The following is a 22,644-nucleotide window of genomic DNA, read 5'->3' as shown; positions in this document are numbered from 1 at the left end:
CGCCTAGTGCGGCATTCGACGAAGCAGAGCGCCGGCCTCGACTGGCTGCTCGACGAACTGGTGCAACGGGTTCCGGCTGCCCGGCAGGCGGTGGTGCTCTCCGCCGACGGCCTGCTCCTCGGCTGTTCGGCCGACCTGGAGCGGGCCGACGCGGAGCACCTCTGCGCGCTCGCCGCCGGCTTCTCCAGCCTGGCGCGGGGCGCGAGCCGACACGTGGACGGCGGTCCGGTCCGACAGACCGTGGTGGAGATGGAGTCGGCGTACCTCTTCGTCACCGCCGCCGGTCAGGGCGCCTGCCTGGCGGTGGTGAGCGACGCCGACGCGGACATCGGGCTGGTCGCCTACGAGATGGCGATGCTCGTCATCCGGGTGGGGGAGAGCCTCTCCGCGCCGGCCCGGTCGTCGGCGGGAGCCGGTGATGCGGACTGAGCCGCCCGGGCCGCAGCACGAGTGGCTGGACGGTGACGCCGGTCCGGTAGTGCGCCCGTACACCCTCACCGGGGGACGGGTACGCTCCGCCGTCGACGGCTTCAACCTGGTCGCGTTCGTGCTGGCCGGATCGGACGTCGACGCGGCGAGTCACCCGCACCTGCTCCCGGAGCATCGACGGCTGGTCGCGCTGTCCCGCCGGCCGGTGTCGGTGGCCGAGCTGGCAGCCGAGCTGGACCTCGCGGTCGGTGTGGTCCGGGTCCTGCTCGGTGATCTCCTGGCCGAGGGCCTGGTAGCGGTGCACGAGCCGCCGGCCGCCGGCATCCTTCCCAACGACGACATTCTCAAGGCGGTGGTCAGTGGACTCCGTGCGCTATGACCATGTGGGCACCAGCACCACCATCCCGCTGGCACTGAAGATCCTCATCGCGGGAGGCTTCGGGGCCGGTAAGACGACGTTGGTGAGCGCCCTGAGCGAGGTCCGTCCGTTGCAGACCGAGGAGGTGCTGACCGGCGCCGGGATCGGCACCGACGACATCTCCGGGGTGGAGGGCAAGTCGACCACCACGGTGGCGATGGACTTCGGCCGGATCACCATCAACGACGACCTGCAGGTCTACCTGTTCGGCACCCCGGGTCAGGACCGGTTCTGGTTCCTGTGGGACGAGTTGGCCTTCGGCGCCCTCGGCGCGGTGGTGCTCGCCGACACCCGTCGACTGGCCGACTGTTTCCCCTCCATCGACTACTTCGAGCAGCGGGGTATCCCGTTCGTGGTGGGCGTGAACTGCTTCGACGACTCCCGGCGGTTCAACCTGGAGACCGTACGCCGAGCGCTCGACCTGGACCCGGACGTGCCGATGGTGCTCTGCGACGCCCGGGACCGGCAGTCCGGGAAGATGGTGTTGATCTCACTGGTGGAGCACGTGGCCCGGCAGAGGGGGGAGCCGGTGCCGGCGGCCTGAGAACCGGGCGGGAAAGCCGGTTAACGGCCGGGCTCTGCGGGCAGCCTCTGGTTGGATCAGCGGAGGATGCCAGCGGAGGAGTCGGACGTGAGTGGTCAGGTTGAGGTCGTCCACATCGGGGGTTACACCGCCCAGAGTGGCGGGCGGGGCAGCGGCATCGTCGCCGCTCGCCGTGACCCGGCGACCGGGGAGCTGACCCCGCTGGGCACGGTGGCGGTCACCGCGTCCCCCTCGTTCCTGGCGCGGCATCCCAGCCGACCGGTGCTCTACGCGGTCAACGAGTTGTCCGACGGCGAGATCAGCGCCTGGCGGGTCGGGTCGGAGGGCGGGCTGACTCCGCTCGGCAGTCGATCCACCGGTGGCGCCGAGCCGTGCCACCTGGCGGTGCTGCCCGACGGCGGCCATCTGCTGGCGGCGAACTACGGCGGCGGCAGCGTCGCGGTCTTCCCGCTGGACGCGGAGGGTGTGCCCGGCGAGCGCACCGACCTGGTGGTGCACGAGGGGCACGGCCCCGACCCGGACCGGCAGGACCACGCCCACGCTCACATGGTCTCCCCGGGTTCCGGCCGGGGGCCGATCTTCGCTGTCGACCTCGGCACGGACTCGGTCTACCGCTACGACCTGGACGACGCGAGCGGACGACTGGTGCCCCGCGCGCCGAGGATCCGTACGACGCCCGGCAGCGGGCCCCGGCACCTGGCCCGGCACCCGGACGGACGGCGTTGTTACCTCGTCGGTGAGCTGGACGCCTCGGTGACCGCGTACGAGCTGACCGAGGACGGCGCGTTGCACCAGCACGGTCGGGTCGAGGCGAGTGGACGGTCGGGTCATGTCCAGCCGTCCGAGGTCACGGTCTCCCCGGACGGTCGGTTCCTCTACGTCGGCAACCGTGGCGTGGGGACGGTTGCGGTCTTCGCCCTGGCCGGGGAGCTGCCCGAGTTGGTGGCCGAGGTGGATACCGGTGGTGAGTGGCCCCGGCACTTCGCGCTGATCGGGGAGCACCTCTACGTCGCCGACGAGCGGGCGGACATGGTGCGGGTCTTCCGGCGTGACGCCGACACCGGTGTCCCGGAGGCGGTCGGAGAGCCGGTGCCGGTGCCGAGCCCGACGTGTGTGCTGGCGTGAGCGACCGAGCCGGGACATGAGCGCGGCACGGGTTCGGCAACGCCACGAGGCTGTCGCATCACTCTCTGTTGCTAAAAAGTGGTCAACTGTTTCTCCTCCGTAACTTTAGTCCGAACGGATGTGGCAGAGACGGCACCTTGTACGCAAGATGGTCACCGTGTCAGCAGGCCGCCATCGCATGCGTTCGAAACTCCACTTAGCAGCCGCCGCCGCGACGGCGGGTGTGCTCGTCGTGACCACGGGCGCGTGGTTCGGCTATCAGGAGTTGATCAAACCGAGCTGCTCCGGGGAGATCCGACTCGCTGTGGCGGTCGCCTCCGAGCTCGCGCCCGCGGTGGACGCCGCCGCCTCCCAGTGGGTCAAGGACGGCGCGGCGGTGGGCCCGACCTGCATCCGGGTCGACGTCTCGGCGTCCGACCCGGTCGACGTGGCTGCCGTGGTGGCGGCGAAGCACGGTGCGGTCCTGGCCGGTGTGGGGCAGGCCAGCGGCACCGCCGTCAGCCCCGATGTGTGGGTCCCCGACTCCTCGACCTGGTTGCTGCGGTTGAAGAAGGACGCGACGGCGTTCGCTCCGACCAACGGCGCGTCCATCGCGCGCAGCCCCATCGTCGTCGCCATGCCCGAGCCGATCGCGACGCGACTGGGCTGGCCGGACAAGAAGTTCAACTGGACCGACCTGCTCAAGCAGGTCAACAACTCCAGCGCCCCGCTGCGGACCGGGATCGTCGAACCGACCCGTGACGCGGCCGGTCTGTCCGGGCTGCTCTCGCTGACCGCGGCGGCCAACGGCGCCGGCGGGGACGCCCAGCGCAACACGGTCGGCGCGCTCCGGGCACTGGCCACCGGGCGCTCGTCGTTGCGCAACGACCTGCTGGCCCGTTTCCCCACCGCCAACGACTCGACGTCCATCGCCAGCGGCCTCGGCGCGGCGGCCCTGTCCGAAGAGGACGTGATCGCCTACAACAGCAAGAAGCCGCCGGTGCCGCTCGCCGCGCTCTACATGGAGCCGGCGCCGATGCCGCTGGACTACCCGTACGCGGTGCTGCCCGGCATCGAGCCGAGCAAGGCATCGGCCGCCCGGGTGCTGTTCGAACTGCTCACCAGCCCCACCTTCCGCAACCGGTTGGCCGCGCAGTCGCTGCGCGCCCCGGACGGCAACTGGGGTGAGGGCTTCAAGGCGCCGCAGGGTGCCCCGAGCCCGTCCGGCGGCGCGCCGACCGCACCGGCGAACGGCGGCACCGCAGCCGGTGGGCTGGACCCGGCGGCCATCCAACGGGTCGTCTCCAGCTGGTCCATCGCCACCCAGTCCGGTCGGATGCTGGCCGTCATCGACGTCTCCGGCTCGATGAAGGACGAGGTCCCGAGCGCCAACAACCGCAGCCGGGAAGAGGTCACCGTCGACGCGGCCCGCCGCGGCCTCGGCCTCTTCGACGACTCCTGGTCGATCGGCCTGTGGACCTTCTCCACCAAGCTGGTCGGCAACCGGGACTACCGCGAGTTGGTCCCCATCGGCCCGCTCTCCGCGCAGCGGGCCCAGTTGGAGGGTGCGCTCGCCACCGTCAAGCCGTCCAGTGGTGACACCGGCCTCTACGACACGATGCTGGCCGCGTACCAGGCCGTGCAGGAGAACTGGCAGCCCGGCCGGGTCAACTCGATCGTGCTGTTCACCGACGGCAAGAACGAGGACGACAACGGCATCAACCAGCAGCAGTTGCTCGCCAAGCTCAAGCAGCTCGCCGACCCGGAGCGACCGGTGCAGGTCATCATGATCGGTATCGGCGAGGGCGTCAGCAAGGCCGAGCTGGAGTCGATCACGAAGGTGACCGGCGGCGACGTCTTCGTCACCAAGGACCCGAGCGAGATCGGCAGCATCTTCCTCAGCGCCATCGCACGTCGCCCACCAGCGCCGCGCTGATCCGACGCTCAGACGCCGGAGGGCCTGCCGTACCGTCGATCGGTGTGGCAGGCCCTTTTGGCCGCTGGGTTGAGGAAAAGTGACGGCAATACGTCGGAAGCAATCGGCCGTCATAGTTGTCAAGGCAGGATGTCGACTGTTCCGGCAGGGTCGGTCCGCCTCCGGTCCGAGCTGTCAGCCGGGGCCATCCTGAACAGAGTGGGAGGGCCGGTGAGCACGGCGACACTGTTGACCCCCGCCACGTCGGCGGAGCCGGACGGCCGTCCTGCCGGGCTGGTGGCCCGCGCCGACGAACGGTCCTACGTTCGGGTTCTGGTGGTCCTGGACACCACCATCCTCATCATCGCGTTGCTCATCGGATACGCCGCCCGCTTCGGTGACGACGAGCCGACCGGCTCGGAGATCCCGTACGTGTTGGTCGCGCCCGGGCTGGTGCTGGCCTGGCTGATCTCGCTCAAGGCGCTCGGCTGCTACGACGACCGGGTCATCGGCTACGGGGCGGACGAGTACCGGCGGGTCAGCTCCGCCAGTCTGCGGCTGGCCGGTGCGATCGCGATCATCGGCTACATCGCCGACGTCGGCGTCTCCCGGGGCTTCCTCGGAATCACCTTCGCGGTGGGCACCGTCGGGTTGGAGGTGGCCCGGTTCGCCGCCCGCAAGCGCCTGCACCGGGCCCGGTCGCTGGGTGCCGGCTGGTCCCGCAAGGTCCTGGTGGTCGGCGACACCGCCCACGTGCTGGAGTTGGTGCACACGCTGCGCCGTGAGCCGTACGCCGGCTATCAGGTGGTCGGCGCGTGCATCCCGGACGCGCTGCTGGCACCGGTGGCGCAGCGGCTGGGTGACGTGCCGGTGGTGGGATCCTTCCGGGGCATTCCGGAGGCCGCCACCGCGATCGGCGCGGACACGGTCGCGGTCACCGCGTCCGGCGAGCTGACCGCGACCCGGCTGCGTCGCCTCGGCTGGCAGTTGGAGGGGACCGGCGTCGACCTGGTCGTGGCACCCGCGCTGACCGACGTCGCCGGTCCGCGCATCCACACCCGCCCGGTTGCCGGGCTGCCGCTGATCCACGTCGAGGCCCCCGAGTTCCGTGGCGCGCGCAAGCTGGTGAAGGGCTTCGTGGACCGGTCGGTCTCGTCGCTGGCTCTGGCGCTGCTGCTCCCGCTGATCTCGTTCGTCGCCCTGGCCATCAAACTGGACAGCCGTGGTCCGGTGCTGTTCCGACAGGTCCGTGTCGGTCAGGGCGGGCGGGAGTTCGACGTGTTCAAGTTCCGCACCATGGTGGTGAACGCCGACGCCATGCTCGCCGAGCTGACCGCCCGTAACGAGACCGACGGGCTGATGTTCAAGATGCGTCAGGACCCTCGGGTCACCCGCGTCGGGCGGGTGCTGCGCAAGTGGTCGCTGGACGAGCTGCCCCAACTGGTCAACGTCCTGCTGGGTCAGATGAGCCTGGTCGGGCCCCGCCCGCCGCTGCCGTCCGAGGTGGCCCGCTACGACGGCGACGTGGCCCGACGGCTGTTGGTCAAGCCCGGCATGACCGGCCTCTGGCAGGTCAGCGGCCGGTCCGACCTGAGTTGGGAGGACGGCATCCGCCTCGACCTGTACTACGTGGAGAACTGGTCGCTCGCCGCCGACCTCACCATCCTGTGGAAGACCTTCGGTGCGGTCCTGAACGGTCGCGGCGCGTACTGACCTCGCCGGTCACGGTTGCGGGCCGAGCCAGTCCAGGCAGACGACCACCGCGTCGTCGACCAGGTCACCGGCCACGAACGCGCGCAGGTCACCGATCAGCGACCGTACGGCGTCCAGCGGCTCCATCGGGCCCGTCCGGCGCAGGAACCGGTCCAGTGCCGTCTCGCCGTAGCGCGTGTGCTGCCCGGTGGCCTCCAGCACCCCGTCGCCGACGACGAAGATCCGGTCGCCGACCTCCAGTGGGAACTTCTGTTCCTGGTAGTCGGTCGCCTCGAACATGCCGAGCGGGAACTGCGCCTCCAAGGGCTGTTCGATGACGTCCCCGCCGCGCAGGATGACCAGCCGTGGTGAGCCGGCGTCGACGACCGTCATCACCCCCGAGCGCAGGTCCAACTGCATCAGCAAGGCGGAGAGGTGCTGCTCGCCCCGGTACAGGTCGTAGAGGGCCTGGTCGGCGAGGGCGGCCTGGTCGGCAAGGTTCAGCCCGGCGCGGCGCGCGTTGCGCAGCGCGTGGGTGGCCAACGAGGTGAGCAGGGACGCGGCGACGCCCTCACCGCTGCCGTTGACCGTGGACAACCAGAGTTGCTGCCCGTCGTCGGACCAGTCGAAGCTGTCACCGCGTACCGCGTACGCCGGTTCCAACTGACCGGCCAGGCTGAACGACGGTCGGATCCGGCTGCGCCCGGGGAGCAGGTCCCACTGCATCTCGGCGGCCAGGGTGAGGCGCTGAGCGCGCCGCGCCGCCCGGTAGACGTCGGTGCCGGGGGAGACCGCCGCCAGCTCGTGGGCGAGCGCGGTGGCGATGTCGGTCAACGCGGCGACGACCTCCGCCTCGTCGGCGACGGGCGACAGGTAGAGGACGCCCCGGCGCTCCCCCCGCATGGTGACGGGGATCCAGGCGCTGCCGTCGGAGACGATCGGTGACTGGTGGTCGAAGGCCCGCCAGGCCGGGTGCCCCGGGCTGGTGATCGGGTCACCCTCGGTGAGCGGGAGAAGCTCGGCGAGCCGGTAGTCGACCTGGTACAGCTCGACGTCGGTGATGCCGTACGACCGGGCCAGCACCTCCCCGACACCACCCACGACACGGTCGGCCGGTGTCTCGTTCAGGGCACGTCGTGCCTCGTTGACCGGTTCGTTCATGCTGGCTCCCTCGCTAAAGCTCGACCACCTGTGGGTTCGGAGTAGTCTCGGGCCACCATGGCCGAACTGAACGGTCCGACGGACCCCGAGACGAGTATGGCTTCCGCGCTGGACGCGGCGGCCGCTTCCCTGCTGGGCATCTGGGAATCCGCCCGGGAGGGGACCGCCCACCGCGTCTCCGGTGCGCAGCTTCGGGCGGTGATGGTGGTGGAGCAGGTCGACGGGATCAACCTTCGTCGGCTCGCCACCCGGCTCGACATGCTGCTCAGCTCCGCCAGCCGCCTCTGTGACCGGTTGGTCGCCGCGGGCATGCTGGAGCGTGAGCCGGGCCGCTTCGACCGGCGGGAGATCTCGCTGCACCTCACCCCGGAGGCCCGCCGGCTCCTCGCCGAGCTGCGGGCCGACCGTCAGGCGCAGCTCGCCGCCGTGCTGGCCGGGATGGGCGCGGAGGGCCGCGACGCGCTGCTGCGCGGGATGCGGGAGTTCGACGAGGTCGCCCGTCGGCAGCAGGTGGACAGCACGCCGGCGGGCGAGTCGGTGCCGCAGGAGGACTGGCCGCGCGACCCGGACGGGCCCGGTGGGCCGGCGGATCGGAGCCGGCAGCCCCACACGCCGTGGACCGGCTCGTCAGGTGCCCCGGAACGGTCGGTCGGCGCCCCCCGCGAGTGGCCGACCGGCGGGCCCGTGGCGCGGACCGCCTGATCGAGCGGTGCCGACTCGTCGTCGCCGTCCACGGTGCCGCCGCCGGGGCGTGGTCGCCGATCACGAGGGCACCGACGCGCGGACGGCCAGCATCGCGATGTCGTCGTGGGCCTGGCCGTCGAGCCAGTCGTCGACCGCCTCCAGCACCAGGTCGATCAGCGCCGCGGGCGGCTGCCCGGCCGCCGACGCGAGCGCCGCACGCAGCCGGGCCTCGCCGAACATCTCCGCGTCGCGCGGGCCGCGCGCTTCGGTGACCCCATCGGTGTACGCGAGCAGCAGGTCCCCGGGATCGAGGTGCACCCGTGTCTCGGCGAACCGGGCGGCCGTCAGCGCCCCGACCGCCGTGCCACCCACCGGGACCGAGGTGACAGTGCCGTCCGTGGTGACCAGCAGGGGCGCGGGGTGGCCCCCGCCGGCGATCCGCACGTCCACCCCGGTGGGGCCCCGGTCCAGGGAGCCGAGCAACAGGGTGGTGAACTGGCTGCGCCGTGCCGCGTCCGGCGCGTCGAACAACGCCCGGTTGAGCAGGTGGATCAGCTCCAGGGGGCGTTGTTCGACGAGCCGCAGCGTCTGCAGGGACTGGCGGACCCGGCCGGTCAGCACGGCCGCGCTCACGCCCCGCCCGCACACGTCGCCGAGCGCGAACAGAGCGCCACGCGGGTGCGGGAACACCTCGTAGAAGTCGCCGCCGATGCGCAACGTGTCCCCGGCGGCGCGGTAGCCGCCGGCCACTGTCACGCCGGGCACGGCGGGTAGCTCGGGCGGGAGCAGGCTGGCCTGTAGCACCCGGGCCAGGTGGGCCTGCTCGCCGTGGAGATCCGCGGTTGCCAGCGCGGCACCCGCCCGGGCGGCGAACTCCCGGGCGAGCTCGATCTCGCGTTCGTCGAAGCCGGCCCGCCCGGTGCGCCGGACGAGCAGCAGGGCGCCGGCCGACCCGTCGGCGCCGGGCATCGGGCAGACCAGCACCGGGCCCGGGGCGCCGAAATCGGGCGGCAGCATCGTGGCCAGGTCGGTGAACGCGCCGCCCGGCCACGGCACCGGTTCGGTGAGGTCGCCGGCCAGCGCCTCGGCCAGCACGGGCACGGTGCTGGTCAGCGTCGTCGGCGCCGGCCCGCTGGTCGGGGTGGGCTCGCCGTCGGCGTGCCGGGTCCAGCGGCCGTGCGGCTCGGCCGAGGTGGCCGGTCGGGGCAGGACCACGGCGACATCGGCCAGGTACGGCACGGCGAGTGTGGTGGTGGCCCGGAGCACCTCGTCCCGGTGCAGGGACGTACCGAGTCGGTTCCCCGCCTCGGCGAGGAACGCGGTGCGGGCGCGTTCGGCTCGTAGCGCGTCGGAGCGGTCGTGCTCCTCGGTGACGTCCCGGACGTACCACACGAACCGGTGGCCGACGAGCCGCCGCCGGGCGCCGCGCAGACGTCGGCCGTGATGGTCGGCGTCGAAGCGGTCGGCGTCGGTGGTGACCGCGTGGGCCAGTGCGGCCACCGGGCATCGGGACAGCTCGGTGCCGACGGCGACCTCCGGGAGCAGCCGCACGGCCATCGCGTTGAGCAGGGTGACCCGGCCGGTCTCGTCCGTCGTCAGGACCGCCTCGGCGAGCCCGTCGAGCAGCTCACGGGCGAGTGGTGCGTCGGCGGGCAGCGGAGTGTGGCGGGGTTGCCGGGTCGTGGTCACCGCCGGACGCCGGCTCGCGACTGACGACTCCTGCGCATGCTGCTTCTCGACTCCTCACCCGGCATCGTTGCTGTGGGGCAAGGATAGCGATCCCCTCCGACAGGCACCCATGCCGCAGCGGCGGTCAACCGGAGCGGGCCAGCCAGCCGGCGGGCTGGGCGACGATCCGCCGGACGACCGAGCCGGCGGCGCCCACCGCGGCGGCCTCCGCGCCGAGCGTGGACGGCCGCACCGTGACCGGTGACCAGGCGGCGGTCAGCACCCGGTCGGCGATCTCGGCGAGCACCGGAGGGCACAACCAGGGCGCCAGGGCCGCGTAACCGCCACCCAGCACCACGGTGTCCAGGTCGAGCAGGTTGACGACGCCCGCCACCGCCACACCCAGCGCCGTGCCGGCCTCGTGCAGGGCCCGCAGAGCGTCGGCGTCGCCGGCCTCGGCCAGCTCGGCGAGCCGTGCCGTCGCGGTGTCCGCCGGGAGTTCCGCCCGGGCCAGCCCGGCAGCGGTCACGATCGCCTCCTGGCCCGCGTACTGCTCCAGGCAGCCCTGCCCGCCGCAGCGGCACGGGCGACCCTCGGGGTGGACCGGGAGGTGCCCGATCTCACCACTCCAACCGCGTACACCGCGGAACAGCGCCCCGTCCAGGACGATGCCCGCGCCGATGCCCACCTCTCCGGAGATGTGCAGGAAGCTGGACGGGCCGGGCGGCCGGGAGTGCAGCTCGCCGAGCGCGGCGAGATTGGCCTCGTTGTCCACCACCAGGACGGGTACGCCGGGAACCTGCTCGACCAGCGGGGGGTGCTCGGCGAGCAGCGCGGGCACCGGCACGTCGTGCCATCCGAGGTTCGGCGCGAGCCGGACCAGGCCGGCGTCGTCCACCAGGCCGGGCACCGCGAGCGCGGCTCCGACCAGTGTGAGGCCCTGGTCGGCGGCGTCGTCGCGGGCGGCCCCGGCCATCTCGACCAGCTCTGCCAGCGCGTCGGCGGGGGCCACCGGACGCAGGTCGGCCCGGTGCACGGTGCGGTGCCGGACCTCACCCGCGAGGTCCACCACGCAGACCGCCAGGTAGTCGACGTTGACCTCCAGGCCGAGCCCGGCCGGCCCCTGGTCGGCGAGGACCAGCCCGCGTGCCGGGCGACCGGCGCCGGAGCGGGGAGCCGGGTCGGATTCGCTGACCAGACGGCCGGCGAGCAGGTCCTCGACCACCGCGGACACGGTGGCTCTGGTGAGGCCGGTGGCGGTCGCCAGATCGGCGCGGGACGGGGGGCGTTCGGCCGCGGCGATGCGGCCGAGCACCAGAGCGAGGTTGAGCTCGCGCAGACTGCCCTGACGGACTGCGCCGGCCGGGGCGTGGGTGAGGCTCACCCCTTGACAGTGCCATAGGGCGGGCAAATAATTCAATGGCTGAACAAATAGCCGACAACACCACCCCGGAGGTTGCTCATGGCACCCCGTCCCACTCCCGCCGACAAGTTCTCCTTCGGGCTCTGGACCGTCGGGTGGCAGGCCCGCGACCCGTTCGGTGACGCCACGCGCCCCGAGCTCGACGCGGTCGAGGCAGTGCACCGGCTCGCCGAGCTGGGCGCGTACGGCATCACCTTCCACGACGACGACCTGATCCCGTTCGGGGCCGACGCCGGCACCCGGGACCAGCACATCGCCCGGTTCCGTAAGGCCCTCGACGAAACCGGCCTGGTGGTGCCGATGGTGACCACCAACCTCTTCACCCACCCCATCTTCAAGGACGGCGGCTTCACCAGCAACGACCGCGACGTCCGCCGCTACGCGCTGCGCAAGGTGCTGCGTCAGGTCGACCTGGCCGCCGAGCTGGGTGCGAGCACCTTCGTGATGTGGGGTGGCCGCGAGGGCTCCGAGTACGACCTCGCCAAGGACGTCCGCGCCGCCCTGGACCGCTACCGCGAGGCCGTCAACCTGCTCACCCAGTACTCCGTCGACAAGGGCTACAACCTGCGCTTCGCCCTGGAGCCCAAGCCCAACGAGCCGCGGGGCGACATCCTGCTGCCCACCATCGGGCACGCGCTCGGGTTCATCTCCCAGTTGGAGCACCCGGAGCTGGTCGGCCTCAACCCGGAGGTCGGGCACGAGCAGATGGCCGGGCTCAACTACGCGCACGGCATCGCCCAGGCGCTCTGGCAGGGCAAGCTGTTCCACCTCGACCTCAACGGCCAGCGTGGCATCAAGTACGACCAGGACCTGGTCTTCGGCCACGGCGACCTGATGAACGCGTTCGCCCTGGTGGACCTCCTGGAGAACGGCGGGCCCAACGGCGGGCCGGCCTACGACGGGCCCCGGCACTTCGACTACAAGCCCTCCCGCACCGAGGACATGGACGGTGTCTGGGCCTCCGCGGCGGCCAACATGAGCACCTACCTGCTGCTCAAGGAGCGCGCCGCGGCGTTCCGCGCCGACCCCGAGGTGGTCGAGGCGCTCGCCGCCAGCAAGGTCGGCGACCTGAACACGCCGACGCTCAACGACGGCGAGGGTTACGAGGAGTTCCTGGCGGACCGGTCCGCGTTCGAGGACGTCGACGTCGACGCGGTGGCCGCCCGGGGCTTCGCCTTCGTCCGGCTCAACCAGCTCGCCGTCGAGCACCTGCTCGGCGCCCGCTGAGGCCCCGCCATGCCGTTGGTCGCGGGCGTCGACTCGTCCACCCAGTCCTGCAAGGTGGTCATCCGGGACGCGGAGACCGGTGCCCTGCTCCGGCAGGGCCGCGCCGCACACCCGGATGGCACCGAGGTCGACCCGGAAGCCTGGTGGCAGGCGCTGCGTAGCGCCGCCGACCAGGCCGGCGGGTTGGCCGACGTGGCCGCGATCTCCGTCGCCGGCCAGCAACACGGCATGGTGTGCCTCGACGAGGACGGCCGGGTGGTGCGCCCGGCACTGCTGTGGAACGACACCCGGTCCGCCGACGCCGCCGCCGACCTCGTCGAAGAGGCCGGCGGCGGTGCGGCCGGGCGTCGGTTCTGGGCGGAGGCCACCGGCAGTGTGCCGGTGGCCAGCTTCACCCTCACGAAGCTGCGCTGGCTGGCCCGGCACGAGCCGGAGCAGGCCGCCCGGGTGGCCGCCGTGTGCCTGCCACACGACTGGCTGACCTGGCGGTTGGCCGGCGCGCCGGGATTGGGCGCGCTGCGCACCGACCGGGGGGATGCCAGCGGCACCAGCTACTGGTCGCCGGCCACCGGCGAATACCGGCTGGACCTCTTGGAGCAGGGCTTCGGGCGGCGACTGATCGTTCCGGAGGTGCTCGGCCCGGCGGAGTCGGCGGGGAAGCTCGCCGACGATCTGGGTGGGCCGGGCGGCGCGTTGCTCGGCGCGGGCACCGGTGACAACGCCGCCGCCGCGCTCGGCGTCGGCGCGGGCCCGGGTGACGTGATCGTCTCCATCGGCACCTCCGGCACGGTGTTCAGCGTCGCCGACGTGCCGGCCGGCGACGAGAGCGGCGCGGTGGCGGGCTTCGCCGACGCGTCCGGTCGTTTCCTTCCGCTGGTCGCCACGCTCAACGCGGCCCGGGTGCTGGACGCGGCCGCCGCGATGCTCGGCGTCAGCCTGGACGAGCTGGCCGACCTGGCGCTCTCCGCACCGGCCGGGGCGGGCGGGCTGGTCATGGTGCCCTATCTGGAAGGGGAGCGGACCCCCAACCGTCCGCTCGCCACCGGAGCGGTGCACGGCCTGACCCTGCGCACGTCGACCCCAGCGCACCTGGCCCGGGCCGCCGTGGAGGGGATGCTCTGCGCGCTCGCCGACGGTCTGGACGCGCTGACCGCACAGGGCGCCACCGCCCGCCGGGTCATCCTGGTCGGCGGCGGGGCCCGGTCCGCCGCGGTGCGTCGGATCGCGCCGCAGGTCTTCGGCTGCCCGGTCGTCGTCCCGCCGACGGGGGAGTACGTCGCCGACGGGGCCGCCCGCCAGGCCGCCTGGGTCGCCCTGGGTGGTCCCACGCCACCGGTCTGGGCGGTCGAGGGCACCGAGGAGTACGCGGCCGAGCCCGTCCCCGCCGTGCGTGAGCAGTACGCGGCGGCTCGCGGACTGGTTCTCGACCGGCGCTGACCGTCGGATCGACGCGGGTGGGTGCCGGGGACAGCTGACCGGCACCCACCCGCGTGACGACGTCCTCAGCCGCGTCTGGTTGGCTGCCGTTCATGACGGTGACCAGTGGCGGGTCCGGCCGACGCCCGCACGGCCGGGGCGGTGGCCCGGCGCACCGGTTGTACAGCGTCGTGGTGTTCGTGCTGCTGGCCTCACTGGACAACGTGGCGATCGGGCTGGTCCCGCCGCTGTACGGCCCGATCTCCGACGCGTTCGACGTGTCCGGGCGACTGCTCGGTCTGGTCACCGCCGTCAGCTTCCTGGTCAGCGCGGTGGCTGCGGTCGGCTGGGCGTACGTCGGCGACCGGACCAACCGCAAGCCCCTGCTCATGGTGGGCACGCTGCTGTGGGCGGCGGGCACCGGCGGCAGTGCCCTCGCCGGCGGCTACCTGACGTTCTTCACAGGGCAGTTGGTCGCCGCGGTCGGCCTCGGTGCGGTCGGCTCGGTCGGCTTCTCGGTGGTCACCGACCTGATCTCACCGACCCGGCGCGGTTTGGTGATGAGCTTCTGGGGGCTCTCCCAGGGGGTCGGAACCCTGGCGGGCACCCTCGTCGGAGGGCTGCTCGGTGCCACCGACTGGCGGCGGCCGTTCCTGATCCTGACCGGTGTCGGCCTGGTCGCCACCGTGGCGTACCTGTTCACGTACGACATCCGGCGCGGCCAGAGCGAGCCGGAGTTGGCCGACCGGCTGGACGCCGGCGCCGAGTACGACTACCGGATCAGTCGCGCCGACCTGCCGCGCATCCTGGCCCGACGTACCAACCGGTGGTTGATCCTGCAGGGCCTCACCGCGCAGGCCGCCTTCGGGTCCCTGGTGTGGTTGCCGGTGCTCTTCGCCGAACGGGCCGAGGCGCAGGGTTACTCGACGTCCACGGCGGTGGTGGTGGGCAGCGTCTTCGCCACGCTGTTCCAACTCGGCGGGGTGCTCTCCATCGTCGGTGGGCTGGTCGGTGACGCGCTGCAGCGGCGTACACCGAGAGGCCGGGCCCTGGTCGCCGCGATCGGCATCCTCGCCGCGTTGCCGTTCTACCTGGTGTTGTTCTTCGTCCCGGTGACGATCGACGTGCCGGACGGCGCGGGCGGCGGCGCGGTCGTCGGCGCGGTGCTGGCCAGCGTGTTCTCCGAGCCGTCGGTGGGGCTGAGCCTGCTCACCGCGATCGTGGCGCTCGCGCTGACCTCGGCCAACTCGCCGAACTGGTTCGCGCTGATCGCCGACGTCAACCCACCGGAGCACCGGGGCACGGTCTACAGCCTGGGCAACCTCATCAACGGGGTCGGTCGCGCGGCTGGCAACGGGCTGGTCGGGGTGGCGTTCCAGGCCCTGCGGACGGCCTTCCCGCCGCCGTTGAACTTCGCCGTCGGGCTGGCCGCGTTCCAGCTCTTCTTCATTCCCACCGGTGTCATGTACTGGCTCGCGTCGCGAACCTCGCCAACCGACATCGAGAACGTGCACGACCTCCTACACACCCGAGCCGACCGCCTCTGACCCCCGCGTCCGTGCCCCGCCTTGTGACTCGTTTACGACATCAGCTCCACAGCGCAACCGACCGACCCCGCCCCGGGCGAGCGACGCTCCCAGGGCGGGTCGGTCGGTGGCGGGGTCAGGCGGAGCGCAGCCAGACCGTGACGTCGGTGGGGACCGCGCCGTCGTCGTCGAGCGGGGCGCTGGTGGCCAGCACCTCGGCACCGGCCGGGACCGGCACCGCGGCCTCGCCGAAGTTGGTCAACACGGTCAGCTCACCGTTGCGGAAGGTCAGCACCTCGTCGCCGGAGGACAACCATTCGAGGGTGCCGCGACCCAGCCCATGAGCGCGGCGCAGCCGTAGCGCCGTGCGGTACAGCTCGTACGTCGAGCCGGGCACGTCGCGCTGGCGGTCCAGCGCGTACTCCGCCCAGAGCGACGGTTGCGGCAGCCAGCTCGCGTCGGTGGGCCCGAAGCCGTACGACGGGGCGTCCGCCTCCCACGGGATCGGCACCCGGCAGCCGTCCCGGCCGCGCTGGGTGTGCCCGGTACGTGCCCAGGTCGGGTCCTGGCGGGCCTCGTCCGGCAGGGTGGTGTGCTCGGGTAGCCCCAGCTCCTCGCCCTGGTAGAGGTACGCCGAGCCGGGCAGGGCGAGCATGAGCAGGGTGGCCGCCCGGGCCCGGCGCAGGCCGAGCGCGGCGTCCGGCTGCGGGTCGCCGATGCCGATGCCGTTGGGCCGGCCACCACTGATCGGCAGGCCGAGGCGGGACGCGTGCCGCACCACGTCGTGGTTGGACAGCACCCAGGTGGTCGGTGCGCCGACCGAGTCGGTCGCCTCCAACGAGCGGGTGATCACCGCGTACTGGGCGGGTGCGGTCCACGCGGCGAGCAGGTACTCGAAGTTGAACGCCTGGTGCATCTCGTCCGGCCGGACGTAGCGGGCCAGCCGCTCGGCCGGCTCCACCCACGCCTCGGCGACCAGCACGCGCTCGCCGGGGTAGCTGTCCAGGACCTGCCGCCACTGCCGGTAGATCTCGTGCACGCCCTCCTGGTCCCACATCGGTGGGCGCGGCTTGTCGATCTCGTTGCCGGAGAGGATCTCCTGCGGTTCCTGCCAGTCGGCCAGGTCGGCCTGCTTGACCAGCCCGTGCGCCACGTCGACCCGGAAGCCGTCCACCCCGCGGTCCAACCAGAACCGGAGCACGTCCAGGAACTCCGCGTGCACCTCCGGGTTGTCCCAGTTGAGGTCCGGCTGGCCGGTGTCGAACAGGTGCAGGTACCACTGACCGGGCCGCCCGTCCGGGTCGACGGTGCGGGTCCAGGCGGGGCCGCCGAAGACGCTCTGCCAGTCGTTCGGCGGCTGCTCACCAGCCGGGCCGACGCCGTCGCGGAAGATGTACCGGGACCGTTCCGGGCTGCCGGGCGGGGTGGGCAGGGCCTCCTGGAACCAGCGGTGTGCCGAGGAGGTGTGGTTCGGCACCAGGTCCACGATCACCCGCAGGCCGCGGGACCGGGCCTCGGCGATCAGCTTGTCCGCGTCGGCGAGGCTTCCGAACAGCGGGTCGACGTCGCGGTAGTCGGCCACGTCGTAGCCGGCGTCGGCCTGCGGCGACGGATAGAACGGGGAGAGCCACACCGCGTCCACGCCCAGCTCGACCAGGTGGTCGAGGCGGGCGGTGATGCCGGGAAGGTCACCGATGCCGTCGCCGTCCGAGTCGGCGAACGAGCGGGGGTAGATCTGGTAGATGGTCGCCTCGGTCCACCAGCCGGTGGCCGGGTGGCCGGAGGGGCTCTGCTGCGTCGGATCGGTGTTCAGGGTCTTCTCCCGTGTCGCGCTGTGGTCAGGTTTTCAGTGTGCCCGGGGTGGTGCGGTCGACTCCCGAACCACCAGGCGAGTGGGCAGGATCACCGATGTGTCGCAGTCGGCGCTCTGCTGGCCCGGGATGGGGCCCGGGGGTCGGGTTTCGAGGGGGTCGAGCAGCATCCGGGCGGCCAGTCGGCCCTGCTCGGCGGCGGGCTGGGCGATGGTGCTGAGCCCGAGCATGCCGGCCAGGTCATGGTCGTCGATGCCGATGACACTGACGTCGTGTGGCACCCGCAACCCGGCGTCGCGCAGCGCGGTCATCGCGCCCATCGCCATCTCGTCGCAGGCGGCGACGATCGCGGTGGGTGGGTCGCCGCGGGCCAGCAACTCGACGGTGGCCCGGGTGCCGCCGTCGATGGTGAAGGTGGACTCGACGTCGAGGCGCGGATCGGGCCGCAGACCCGCGGCCCGCAACTCCGCCTGGTAGCCCCGGCGGCGGTCGAGGTGGGTGGTGAACGCCAACTCGTCGTCCGGGTCGCCGGAGATGTGCGCGATCCGGTGGTGGCCGAGGTCGATCAGGTGTCGGGTGGCGGCCCGGGCCGCGGCGACGTCGTCGATGCGTACGCAGGGCCAGTTGGGCACCCTGCTGCCCGAGCTGATCGTCACCCCGGGCAGTTCCAGCGCGGCCAGCGCGGTCAGGTCGGCCGGCCGCAACGGGGTGGCGACCAGCATGATGGCGTCCACCCGTTTGTGCAGGTTGGCGGTGCGCAGGACCCGCTGGCGGACCTGCTCCCGACCACCCAGGTTGTAGAGCAGCAGGTCGTAGCCGGACTGGTGGAGGTATTCCTCGACGGCCTCCACGATGGTGCTGAAGAACCAGCGGGTGATTCGGGGGACCACCACCGCCACGGTGCCGGTCCGGCCACCCGCGAGCCGGGACGCGCTCGGCGAGACCTCGTAGTCGAGCTGCTCGGCGGCGGCGAGCACCCGCCGTCGGGTGGCGGCCGAGACCGTCGGCAACCCCCGCAGGGCCCGCGAGACGGTGGCCGTGGACACGCCGGCCAACCGGGCCACATCATCAATCCTCGTCACGGTTTCCCCCGCTCGTGCCCGTTTGCCCGCCGCCGCCCGAGGGGCCAGGCGGCGGCGGGCAAACGGGTCAGCCCTTGACGCTGCCGGCGAGCAGACCTCGCACGAAGAAGCGCTGTAGGGACAGGAAGACGATGAGGGGTACGACGATGGAGACGAACGCGCCGGCGGTGAGCCGCTGCCACTCGTTGCCCCGGGTGCCGGCCATCTCGGCGAGGCGGACGGTGAGCGGGGCGGTCTCGTTGCCGCCACCGGCGAAGATCAGCGCCACCAGCAGGTCGTTCCAGACCCAGAGGAACTGGAAGATGCCGAACGCCGCCAGCGCCGGGGTGATCAGCGGCAGCACGATGGTCCGGAAGATCTTCGGGTGGGTGGCGCCGTCGACGCGGGCCGCCTCCATCAGGTCTCCGGGCAGTTGCGAGACGAAGTTGTGCAGCAGGAATACGGCGAACGGGAGCGCGAAGCAGGTGTGCGCGAACCACACCTGGGCGAACTTCTGTTCGTCGACCAGGTCCCAGGCCGGCATCACGGTGATTCCGCCGACGGTGACGCCGGTGGAGAAGAACTTCAGCAGCGGCACCAGGGCCATCTGCAACGGGACGATCTGCAACGCGAAGATCGCGATGTAGAGCCAGTCCCGGCCGCGGAAGTTGATCCACGCCAGCGCGTACGCGGCCAGGGCCGCGAAGGCGAGCGGGAAGAGCACCGACGGGATGGTGATGGCCAGCGAGTTGATGAAGTAGCTGGCGAGCTGCCCCGAGGACGACGACCGTCCGAACAGGACCTGCTCGTAGTTCTCCAACGTGAACTGCGGGTTGGTGAACGCGGTCCACCAGCCGGTGGTCTTGATCTCGTCCTCGGGTCGGATGGACGAGATGAACAGACCGAAGGTCGGGACGGTCCAGACCACCGCGATGACGATCGAGACGAGCGTCGCGGTGCGACTGTTCAGCCGCTTGCGGACTCGGCCGGCCGTGGTGGGCGGGGTCCCGGCGGTCTTCTGTGAGCCGGCGGCGACGGTGGGCGTTGCGGTGGTCATCTCAGCCCTCCCGCTGCTGACGGAGGTTGCGGATCTGGTAGATCACGACCGGGATGACCAGGATGAACAGGAAGACCGCGAGTGCGGAACCCTGCCCGTTCTGGCCGTACCGGAACGCCTGGTTGTACATCTCGCTGGCGATCACGCTGGTGTCGTAGTTGCCGTTGGTCGAGGTCCGGACGATGTCGAAGACCTTGAGCGTGGCGATCGTGAGGGTCACCACCACGACGATCAGCGCCGGCCGGATGCTCGGCATGGTGATCTGCCAGAACATCTGCCACGGGCTGACCCCGTCGAGGCGGGCGGCCTCCACGATGTCGCCGGGGATCGCCTTGATCGCGGCGGAGAGCACCACCATGGCGAAGCCGGCCTGGATCCAGACCATGATGACGATCAGCAGCAGCGTGTTCAGCGGTGATTCCAGCAGCCACTGCTTCGGCTCACCACCGAGGCTGACCACGATCTGGTTGAGCAGACCGATCTGGTCGCCCTCGCCCCGGTAGGCGTAGACGAATTTCCAGATGATGCTGGCGCCGACGAAGGAGATGGCCATCGGCAGGAAGATCAGTGACTTGGCCACCGCCTCGAACCGGGCCTTGTCCACCATCACGGCGTAGAGCAGGCCGAACCCGGTCGCGACCAGCGGGACCAGGAGCACCCAGACCAGGGTGTTGATCAAGACTCGGACGATCGAGTCGTCGGAGAACATCCAGCCGTAGTTGCGCAGCCCCACCCAGTTGGTGCTGCTCCCGTCCATCAGGGAGAGCAGCATCGTGCGGATGGCCGGCACGACCAGGCCGATGAGGAGCAACAACAGCGTCGGCAGCAGGAAGAACAGGGCGAAGAGGCCCTCCCGCGGCTTGGTCCGGCGGGGGAGCGGAGCCCCACTCGCCGAGGCGGCGACGAGCTGCGCCTCCCGTCTCCGGGCGAACCAGGCCGGCACCACGTCGAGCAGCAGGAGCAGACCGCCCACCACCACCACGAAGGCGACCAGCCCGTACATCAGCATGAGGAGCTTCGGCTGCTCATCGGCGAAGTCGAACCCCATCAACCCTCCCTCTCGGGTCAACCTCGGCCGGTGGCCCGGCCCGCGAACGCGGGCCGGGCCACCGCCGGGATCACTTAGGCCAGCTGCTCTCGATGCCCTGGAGCACCGGACCGGTCTGCTTGCCGTTCAGCCAGTCGACCATGCCCTTCCAGAACGTTCCCGCGCCGACGGCGGCCGGCATGAGGTCCGATCCGTCGAAGCGGAAGGTGCCGGTCTTGTCCTGCAGGATCTGGACGGAGAGCTTGTCGATCGGGCTGGCCACGTTGGCGATGTCCAGCTTGTTGTTCGCCGTGACCCAGTTGCCGAGCTTCGCCCGGCTGTTCACGTACTCCGCGGAGGCGAGGTAGGTCTGCACCGCCTGGACCTCGGGACGGTCGGCGTACGCGACGACGAACTCGCCCGCGCCCAGCACCGGCTTGCCCTTGGCCGGGTCGATGGCCGGGAAGTAGAAGGCGAACGCGTCGCCGTCCGCGGCCACCTTGGTGCCCTCGGGGAACTGGTTGGCGTAGAACGACGCCTGCCGGTGCATCGCGCACTTGCCGTTGGTCACCGGCACGCCGGCCTCCTGGAAGGAGGTGGTGGTGATGCTCTTGACGCCGCCGAAGCCGCCGTTGACGTACTTCTCGTTCTTGAGGATGCTGCCGGCGCGGTCGACCGCGTCGACGATCTTCGGGTCGTTGAACGGGATGCCGTGCGTGGTCCACTGGTCGTAGACCTCGGGGCCCTGCGTCCGCAGGATGACGTCCTCGATCCAGTCGGTGGCCGGCCAGCCGGTGGCGTCACCGGACTCGACGCCCACGCACCACGGCTTCATGCCGCTGGCGGCGATCGTGTCGCTCAGGGCGATGAGCTGGTCCCAGGTGGTCGGAACCTCCCAGCCCTTCTCCTTGAACGTCTTCGGCGAGTACCAGACGAAGGACTTCACGTTGGCGCCGAGCGGCACGCCGTAGAGCGTCCCGTTCACGGTGCCGTACTTCAGCCAGTCGGCCGGCATGTTCTGCTCGGCGAGGGCCTTGGTGTCGGCGCTCAGGGACTTCAGCTTGCCGGCGTCCGCGAACCGCTTCACGAGGCCGGGCTGCGGCACGAAGGCGATGTCGGGGGCGTTGCCACCGTCGACCCGGACGGGGAGCTGCGCTTCGAACTCGCCGCTGCCCTCGTACGCGATCTCGATGCCGGTGCAGTCGGTGAACTGCGACCAGGAACGCTCCAGCAGGTCGGCCTCGGCGTCACGGATGGACGCGTAGATCGAGACCTTCTTGCCGTCGTGACCCTCGTACTTCTCGTATGCCGCGCACTCCGCGGAGCCCGCGTTGCTGCTCTTCTTGTCGTCGCCGGTGCCGCAGGCGGTGGCGCTGAACGCCAGCCCGAGTACGCCGGCGATCACGAAGGCCTGGCGTGGTCTGGTAAAGACCGCCATGCCGTCCTCCTTCCTAGCCGGCGCGGTCGTGCTGGTGACCCGTCGCCGGTCCGATTGGGCGTGCACACATGTAAGCGCTTGCATCCGGCGCGGTCCACCCCCTGTCAGACACGAGCGAGTAACAATCCGGAAACCTGCGGGCTGCCTGGTGGGCGCAGTTGCGGCCGGAATCCCGACCTCTTTCGAAGATTGACGATATCTGTCAGGCTAGGGCCACCTCATCGAAGGTTTTCGACATAGGAGGAGCTGTATGCGAAAGCGGTGGATCGGCCTGCTGGTGACGGGTCTGCTCGTCGGGGGCGTGTTGACGCCGGCGAGCCCGGCGCTGGCCGCACCGACCTTCAAGGTGCCCTTCCCGTGCGGTCAGTCCTGGTCCGGTCAGACCCGGACGGGCCACAGCCCGGCGAACGCCATCGACTTCAACCGCACCGACGACCTCGGCGACCCGGTCGTGGCCAGCGCCCCCGGCACCGTCGACCGGGTGACCGACCTGGGCGGCACCAGCTACGGCAAATATGTCCGAATCAACCACGGGGGCGGTTACAGCACGTACTACGCCCACCTGAACGGCTTCAACGTCTCGGTCGGCCAGACCGTCGGGTACGGCAAGGTGCTCGGCTGGGTCGGGAGCACCGGTGGCTCGACCGGCCCGCACCTGCACTACGAGCAGCGCCTCAACGGCGGCGACATCCAGGCGCGCTTCAACGGCACCCTCGCCCTCTACTGGGGCACCAAGACCTACACCAGCGACAACGGGTGCTCCTCGGGCAGCGGCAACGGCACCGTCGACACCAGCGGCACCGCGCTGACCGTCCGCTCCGGCCCCGGCACCGGGTACGCCTCGGTGGGCACCGTCGCCGACGGCACCCGGGTGACGATCGCCTGCCAGACCAGTGGCACCACGGTCACCGGCACGTACGGCACCAGCTCGATCTGGGACCGGATCGGCTCCGGCAGGTACATCGCCGACGCCTACGTGTACACCGGGTACGACGGCTACATCCCGGGGGTACCCCGCTGCTGACCGCGACCGGACGACGGTC

19 protein-coding genes are annotated in these 22,644 nt (G+C 71.4%); 11 read left to right on the top strand and 8 right to left on the bottom strand.

Annotation, left to right across the window (positions count from 1 at the left end):
• The first annotated feature begins 6 nt into the window (after positions 1-6).
• The 6 genes from O7616_RS30490 (at position 7) to O7616_RS30465 (ending at position 6,123) form a co-directional block, all read left to right on the top strand.
• Positions 7-429 carry a roadblock/LC7 domain-containing protein gene (locus tag O7616_RS30490; protein ID WP_282256964.1) on the top strand — a complete coding sequence of 141 codons (423 nt, stop codon included), beginning with the start codon at positions 7-9 and terminating at the stop codon, positions 427-429.
• On the top strand, positions 419-808 hold the full coding sequence (locus tag O7616_RS30485; protein WP_278147699.1) for a DUF742 domain-containing protein: 390 nt from the start codon (positions 419-421) through the stop codon (positions 806-808). Before O7616_RS30490 ends, O7616_RS30485 begins: the two co-directional genes overlap by 11 nt.
• A complete protein-coding gene (locus tag O7616_RS30480; protein WP_282256965.1) occupies positions 789-1,391 on the top strand; it encodes an ATP/GTP-binding protein in 603 nt (200 codons plus the stop codon). Before O7616_RS30485 ends, O7616_RS30480 begins: the two co-directional genes overlap by 20 nt.
• A gap of 87 nt (positions 1,392-1,478) precedes the next feature.
• The gene (locus tag O7616_RS30475) at positions 1,479-2,516 is read left to right on the top strand and encodes a lactonase family protein (protein ID WP_282305050.1); all 1,038 of its coding nucleotides are present in this window, start codon (positions 1,479-1,481) and stop codon (positions 2,514-2,516) included.
• A 157-nt stretch (positions 2,517-2,673) separates the two neighbouring features.
• Complete coding sequence (locus O7616_RS30470; RefSeq protein ID WP_282256967.1) at positions 2,674-4,431, top strand: substrate-binding domain-containing protein; 1,758 nt, start codon at positions 2,674-2,676, stop codon at positions 4,429-4,431.
• 210 nt (positions 4,432-4,641) lie between these two features.
• Entirely contained in the window at positions 4,642-6,123 is a 1,482-nt protein-coding gene (locus O7616_RS30465; protein WP_282305049.1) for a sugar transferase, read from the top strand.
• Positions 6,124-6,132: 9 nt separating this feature from the next.
• Here O7616_RS30465 and O7616_RS30460 read toward each other — a convergent pair whose 3' ends face one another.
• Positions 6,133-7,263 carry a PP2C family protein-serine/threonine phosphatase gene (locus O7616_RS30460; RefSeq protein WP_282305048.1) on the bottom strand — a complete coding sequence of 377 codons (1,131 nt, stop codon included), beginning with the start codon at positions 7,261-7,263 and terminating at the stop codon, positions 6,133-6,135.
• Positions 7,264-7,320: 57 nt separating this feature from the next.
• Here O7616_RS30460 and O7616_RS30455 point away from each other — a divergent pair, with 57 nt between their 5' ends.
• The gene (locus O7616_RS30455) at positions 7,321-7,965 is read left to right on the top strand and encodes a MarR family winged helix-turn-helix transcriptional regulator (RefSeq protein WP_282305047.1); all 645 of its coding nucleotides are present in this window, start codon (positions 7,321-7,323) and stop codon (positions 7,963-7,965) included.
• 60 nt (positions 7,966-8,025) lie between these two features.
• On the opposite strand, the gene O7616_RS30450 is transcribed toward O7616_RS30455, so the two are convergent.
• Together O7616_RS30450 and O7616_RS30445 are read right to left on the bottom strand one after the other, a co-directional pair.
• Positions 8,026-9,636 (bottom strand): PP2C family protein-serine/threonine phosphatase, encoded by a 1,611-nt coding sequence (locus O7616_RS30450; RefSeq protein ID WP_282305046.1) that lies wholly within the window; start codon positions 9,634-9,636, stop codon positions 8,026-8,028.
• A gap of 124 nt (positions 9,637-9,760) precedes the next feature.
• On the bottom strand, positions 9,761-10,999 hold the full coding sequence (locus tag O7616_RS30445; protein ID WP_282305044.1) for an ROK family transcriptional regulator: 1,239 nt from the start codon (positions 10,997-10,999) through the stop codon (positions 9,761-9,763).
• 78 nt (positions 11,000-11,077) lie between these two features.
• Here O7616_RS30445 and xylA point away from each other — a divergent pair, with 78 nt between their 5' ends.
• The 3 genes from xylA to O7616_RS30430 all read left to right on the top strand — a co-directional run bounded on the left by xylA (position 11,078) and on the right by O7616_RS30430 (position 15,228).
• A complete protein-coding gene (gene xylA / locus O7616_RS30440; protein ID WP_282256973.1) occupies positions 11,078-12,265 on the top strand; it encodes a xylose isomerase in 1,188 nt (395 codons plus the stop codon).
• Between the two features lie 9 nt (positions 12,266-12,274).
• Positions 12,275-13,702, top strand: coding sequence for a xylulokinase (gene xylB / locus O7616_RS30435; protein ID WP_282305043.1), 1,428 nt, complete (start codon positions 12,275-12,277; stop codon positions 13,700-13,702).
• A 92-nt stretch (positions 13,703-13,794) separates the two neighbouring features.
• The gene (locus O7616_RS30430; protein ID WP_282305042.1) at positions 13,795-15,228 is read left to right on the top strand and encodes an MFS transporter; all 1,434 of its coding nucleotides are present in this window, start codon (positions 13,795-13,797) and stop codon (positions 15,226-15,228) included.
• A gap of 115 nt (positions 15,229-15,343) precedes the next feature.
• Here the strand turns inward: O7616_RS30430 and O7616_RS30425 are convergent, their stop codons facing one another.
• The 5 genes from O7616_RS30425 to O7616_RS30405 all read right to left on the bottom strand — a co-directional run bounded on the left by O7616_RS30425 (position 15,344) and on the right by O7616_RS30405 (position 21,601).
• Positions 15,344-17,020, bottom strand: coding sequence for a glycoside hydrolase family 13 protein (locus tag O7616_RS30425; RefSeq protein WP_282307784.1), 1,677 nt, complete (start codon positions 17,018-17,020; stop codon positions 15,344-15,346).
• 33 nt (positions 17,021-17,053) lie between these two features.
• Positions 17,054-18,100 carry a LacI family DNA-binding transcriptional regulator gene (locus O7616_RS30420; RefSeq protein ID WP_282256976.1) on the bottom strand — a complete coding sequence of 349 codons (1,047 nt, stop codon included), beginning with the start codon at positions 18,098-18,100 and terminating at the stop codon, positions 17,054-17,056.
• Between the two features lie 67 nt (positions 18,101-18,167).
• The gene (locus O7616_RS30415; RefSeq protein WP_282305041.1) at positions 18,168-19,136 is read right to left on the bottom strand and encodes a carbohydrate ABC transporter permease; all 969 of its coding nucleotides are present in this window, start codon (positions 19,134-19,136) and stop codon (positions 18,168-18,170) included.
• A 1-nt stretch (position 19,137) separates the two neighbouring features.
• Positions 19,138-20,184 (bottom strand): sugar ABC transporter permease, encoded by a 1,047-nt coding sequence (locus O7616_RS30410; RefSeq protein WP_278147686.1) that lies wholly within the window; start codon positions 20,182-20,184, stop codon positions 19,138-19,140.
• Positions 20,185-20,254: 70 nt separating this feature from the next.
• Positions 20,255-21,601, bottom strand: coding sequence for an ABC transporter substrate-binding protein (locus O7616_RS30405; RefSeq protein WP_282256978.1), 1,347 nt, complete (start codon positions 21,599-21,601; stop codon positions 20,255-20,257).
• Between the two features lie 250 nt (positions 21,602-21,851).
• On the opposite strand from O7616_RS30405, the gene O7616_RS30400 reads away from it, so the two are divergent.
• Positions 21,852-22,625 (top strand): peptidoglycan DD-metalloendopeptidase family protein, encoded by a 774-nt coding sequence (locus O7616_RS30400; protein WP_282305040.1) that lies wholly within the window; start codon positions 21,852-21,854, stop codon positions 22,623-22,625.
• Positions 22,626-22,644 lie beyond the last annotated feature (19 nt).

The organism is Micromonospora sp. WMMD964 (genome assembly GCF_029581455.1).
Lineage (GTDB): Bacteria > Actinomycetota > Actinomycetes > Mycobacteriales > Micromonosporaceae > Micromonospora.
The sequence above is the reverse complement of the archived record's forward strand: the minus strand, read 5'-3'. Positions and strand labels throughout refer to the sequence as shown.

Bases quoted from the DNA above. Each gene is read 5' to 3' on its own strand.
- O7616_RS30485 (WP_278147699.1), top strand. From the start codon at position 419: ATGCGGACTGAGCCGCCCGGGCCGCAGCACGAGTGGCTGGACGGTGAC.
- O7616_RS30460 (WP_282305048.1), bottom strand. From the start codon at position 7,263: ATGAACGAACCGGTCAACGAGGCACGACGTGCCCTGAACGAGACACCG.
- O7616_RS30455 (WP_282305047.1), top strand. From the start codon at position 7,321: ATGGCCGAACTGAACGGTCCGACGGACCCCGAGACGAGTATGGCTTCC.
- xylA (WP_282256973.1), top strand. From the start codon at position 11,078: ATGGCACCCCGTCCCACTCCCGCCGACAAGTTCTCCTTCGGGCTCTGG.
- xylB (WP_282305043.1), top strand. From the start codon at position 12,275: ATGCCGTTGGTCGCGGGCGTCGACTCGTCCACCCAGTCCTGCAAGGTG.
- O7616_RS30430 (WP_282305042.1), top strand. From the start codon at position 13,795: ATGACGGTGACCAGTGGCGGGTCCGGCCGACGCCCGCACGGCCGGGGC.
- O7616_RS30415 (WP_282305041.1), bottom strand. From the start codon at position 19,136: ATGACCACCGCAACGCCCACCGTCGCCGCCGGCTCACAGAAGACCGCC.
- O7616_RS30410 (WP_278147686.1), bottom strand. From the start codon at position 20,184: ATGGGGTTCGACTTCGCCGATGAGCAGCCGAAGCTCCTCATGCTGATG.
- O7616_RS30405 (WP_282256978.1), bottom strand. From the start codon at position 21,601: ATGGCGGTCTTTACCAGACCACGCCAGGCCTTCGTGATCGCCGGCGTA.
- O7616_RS30400 (WP_282305040.1), top strand. From the start codon at position 21,852: ATGCGAAAGCGGTGGATCGGCCTGCTGGTGACGGGTCTGCTCGTCGGG.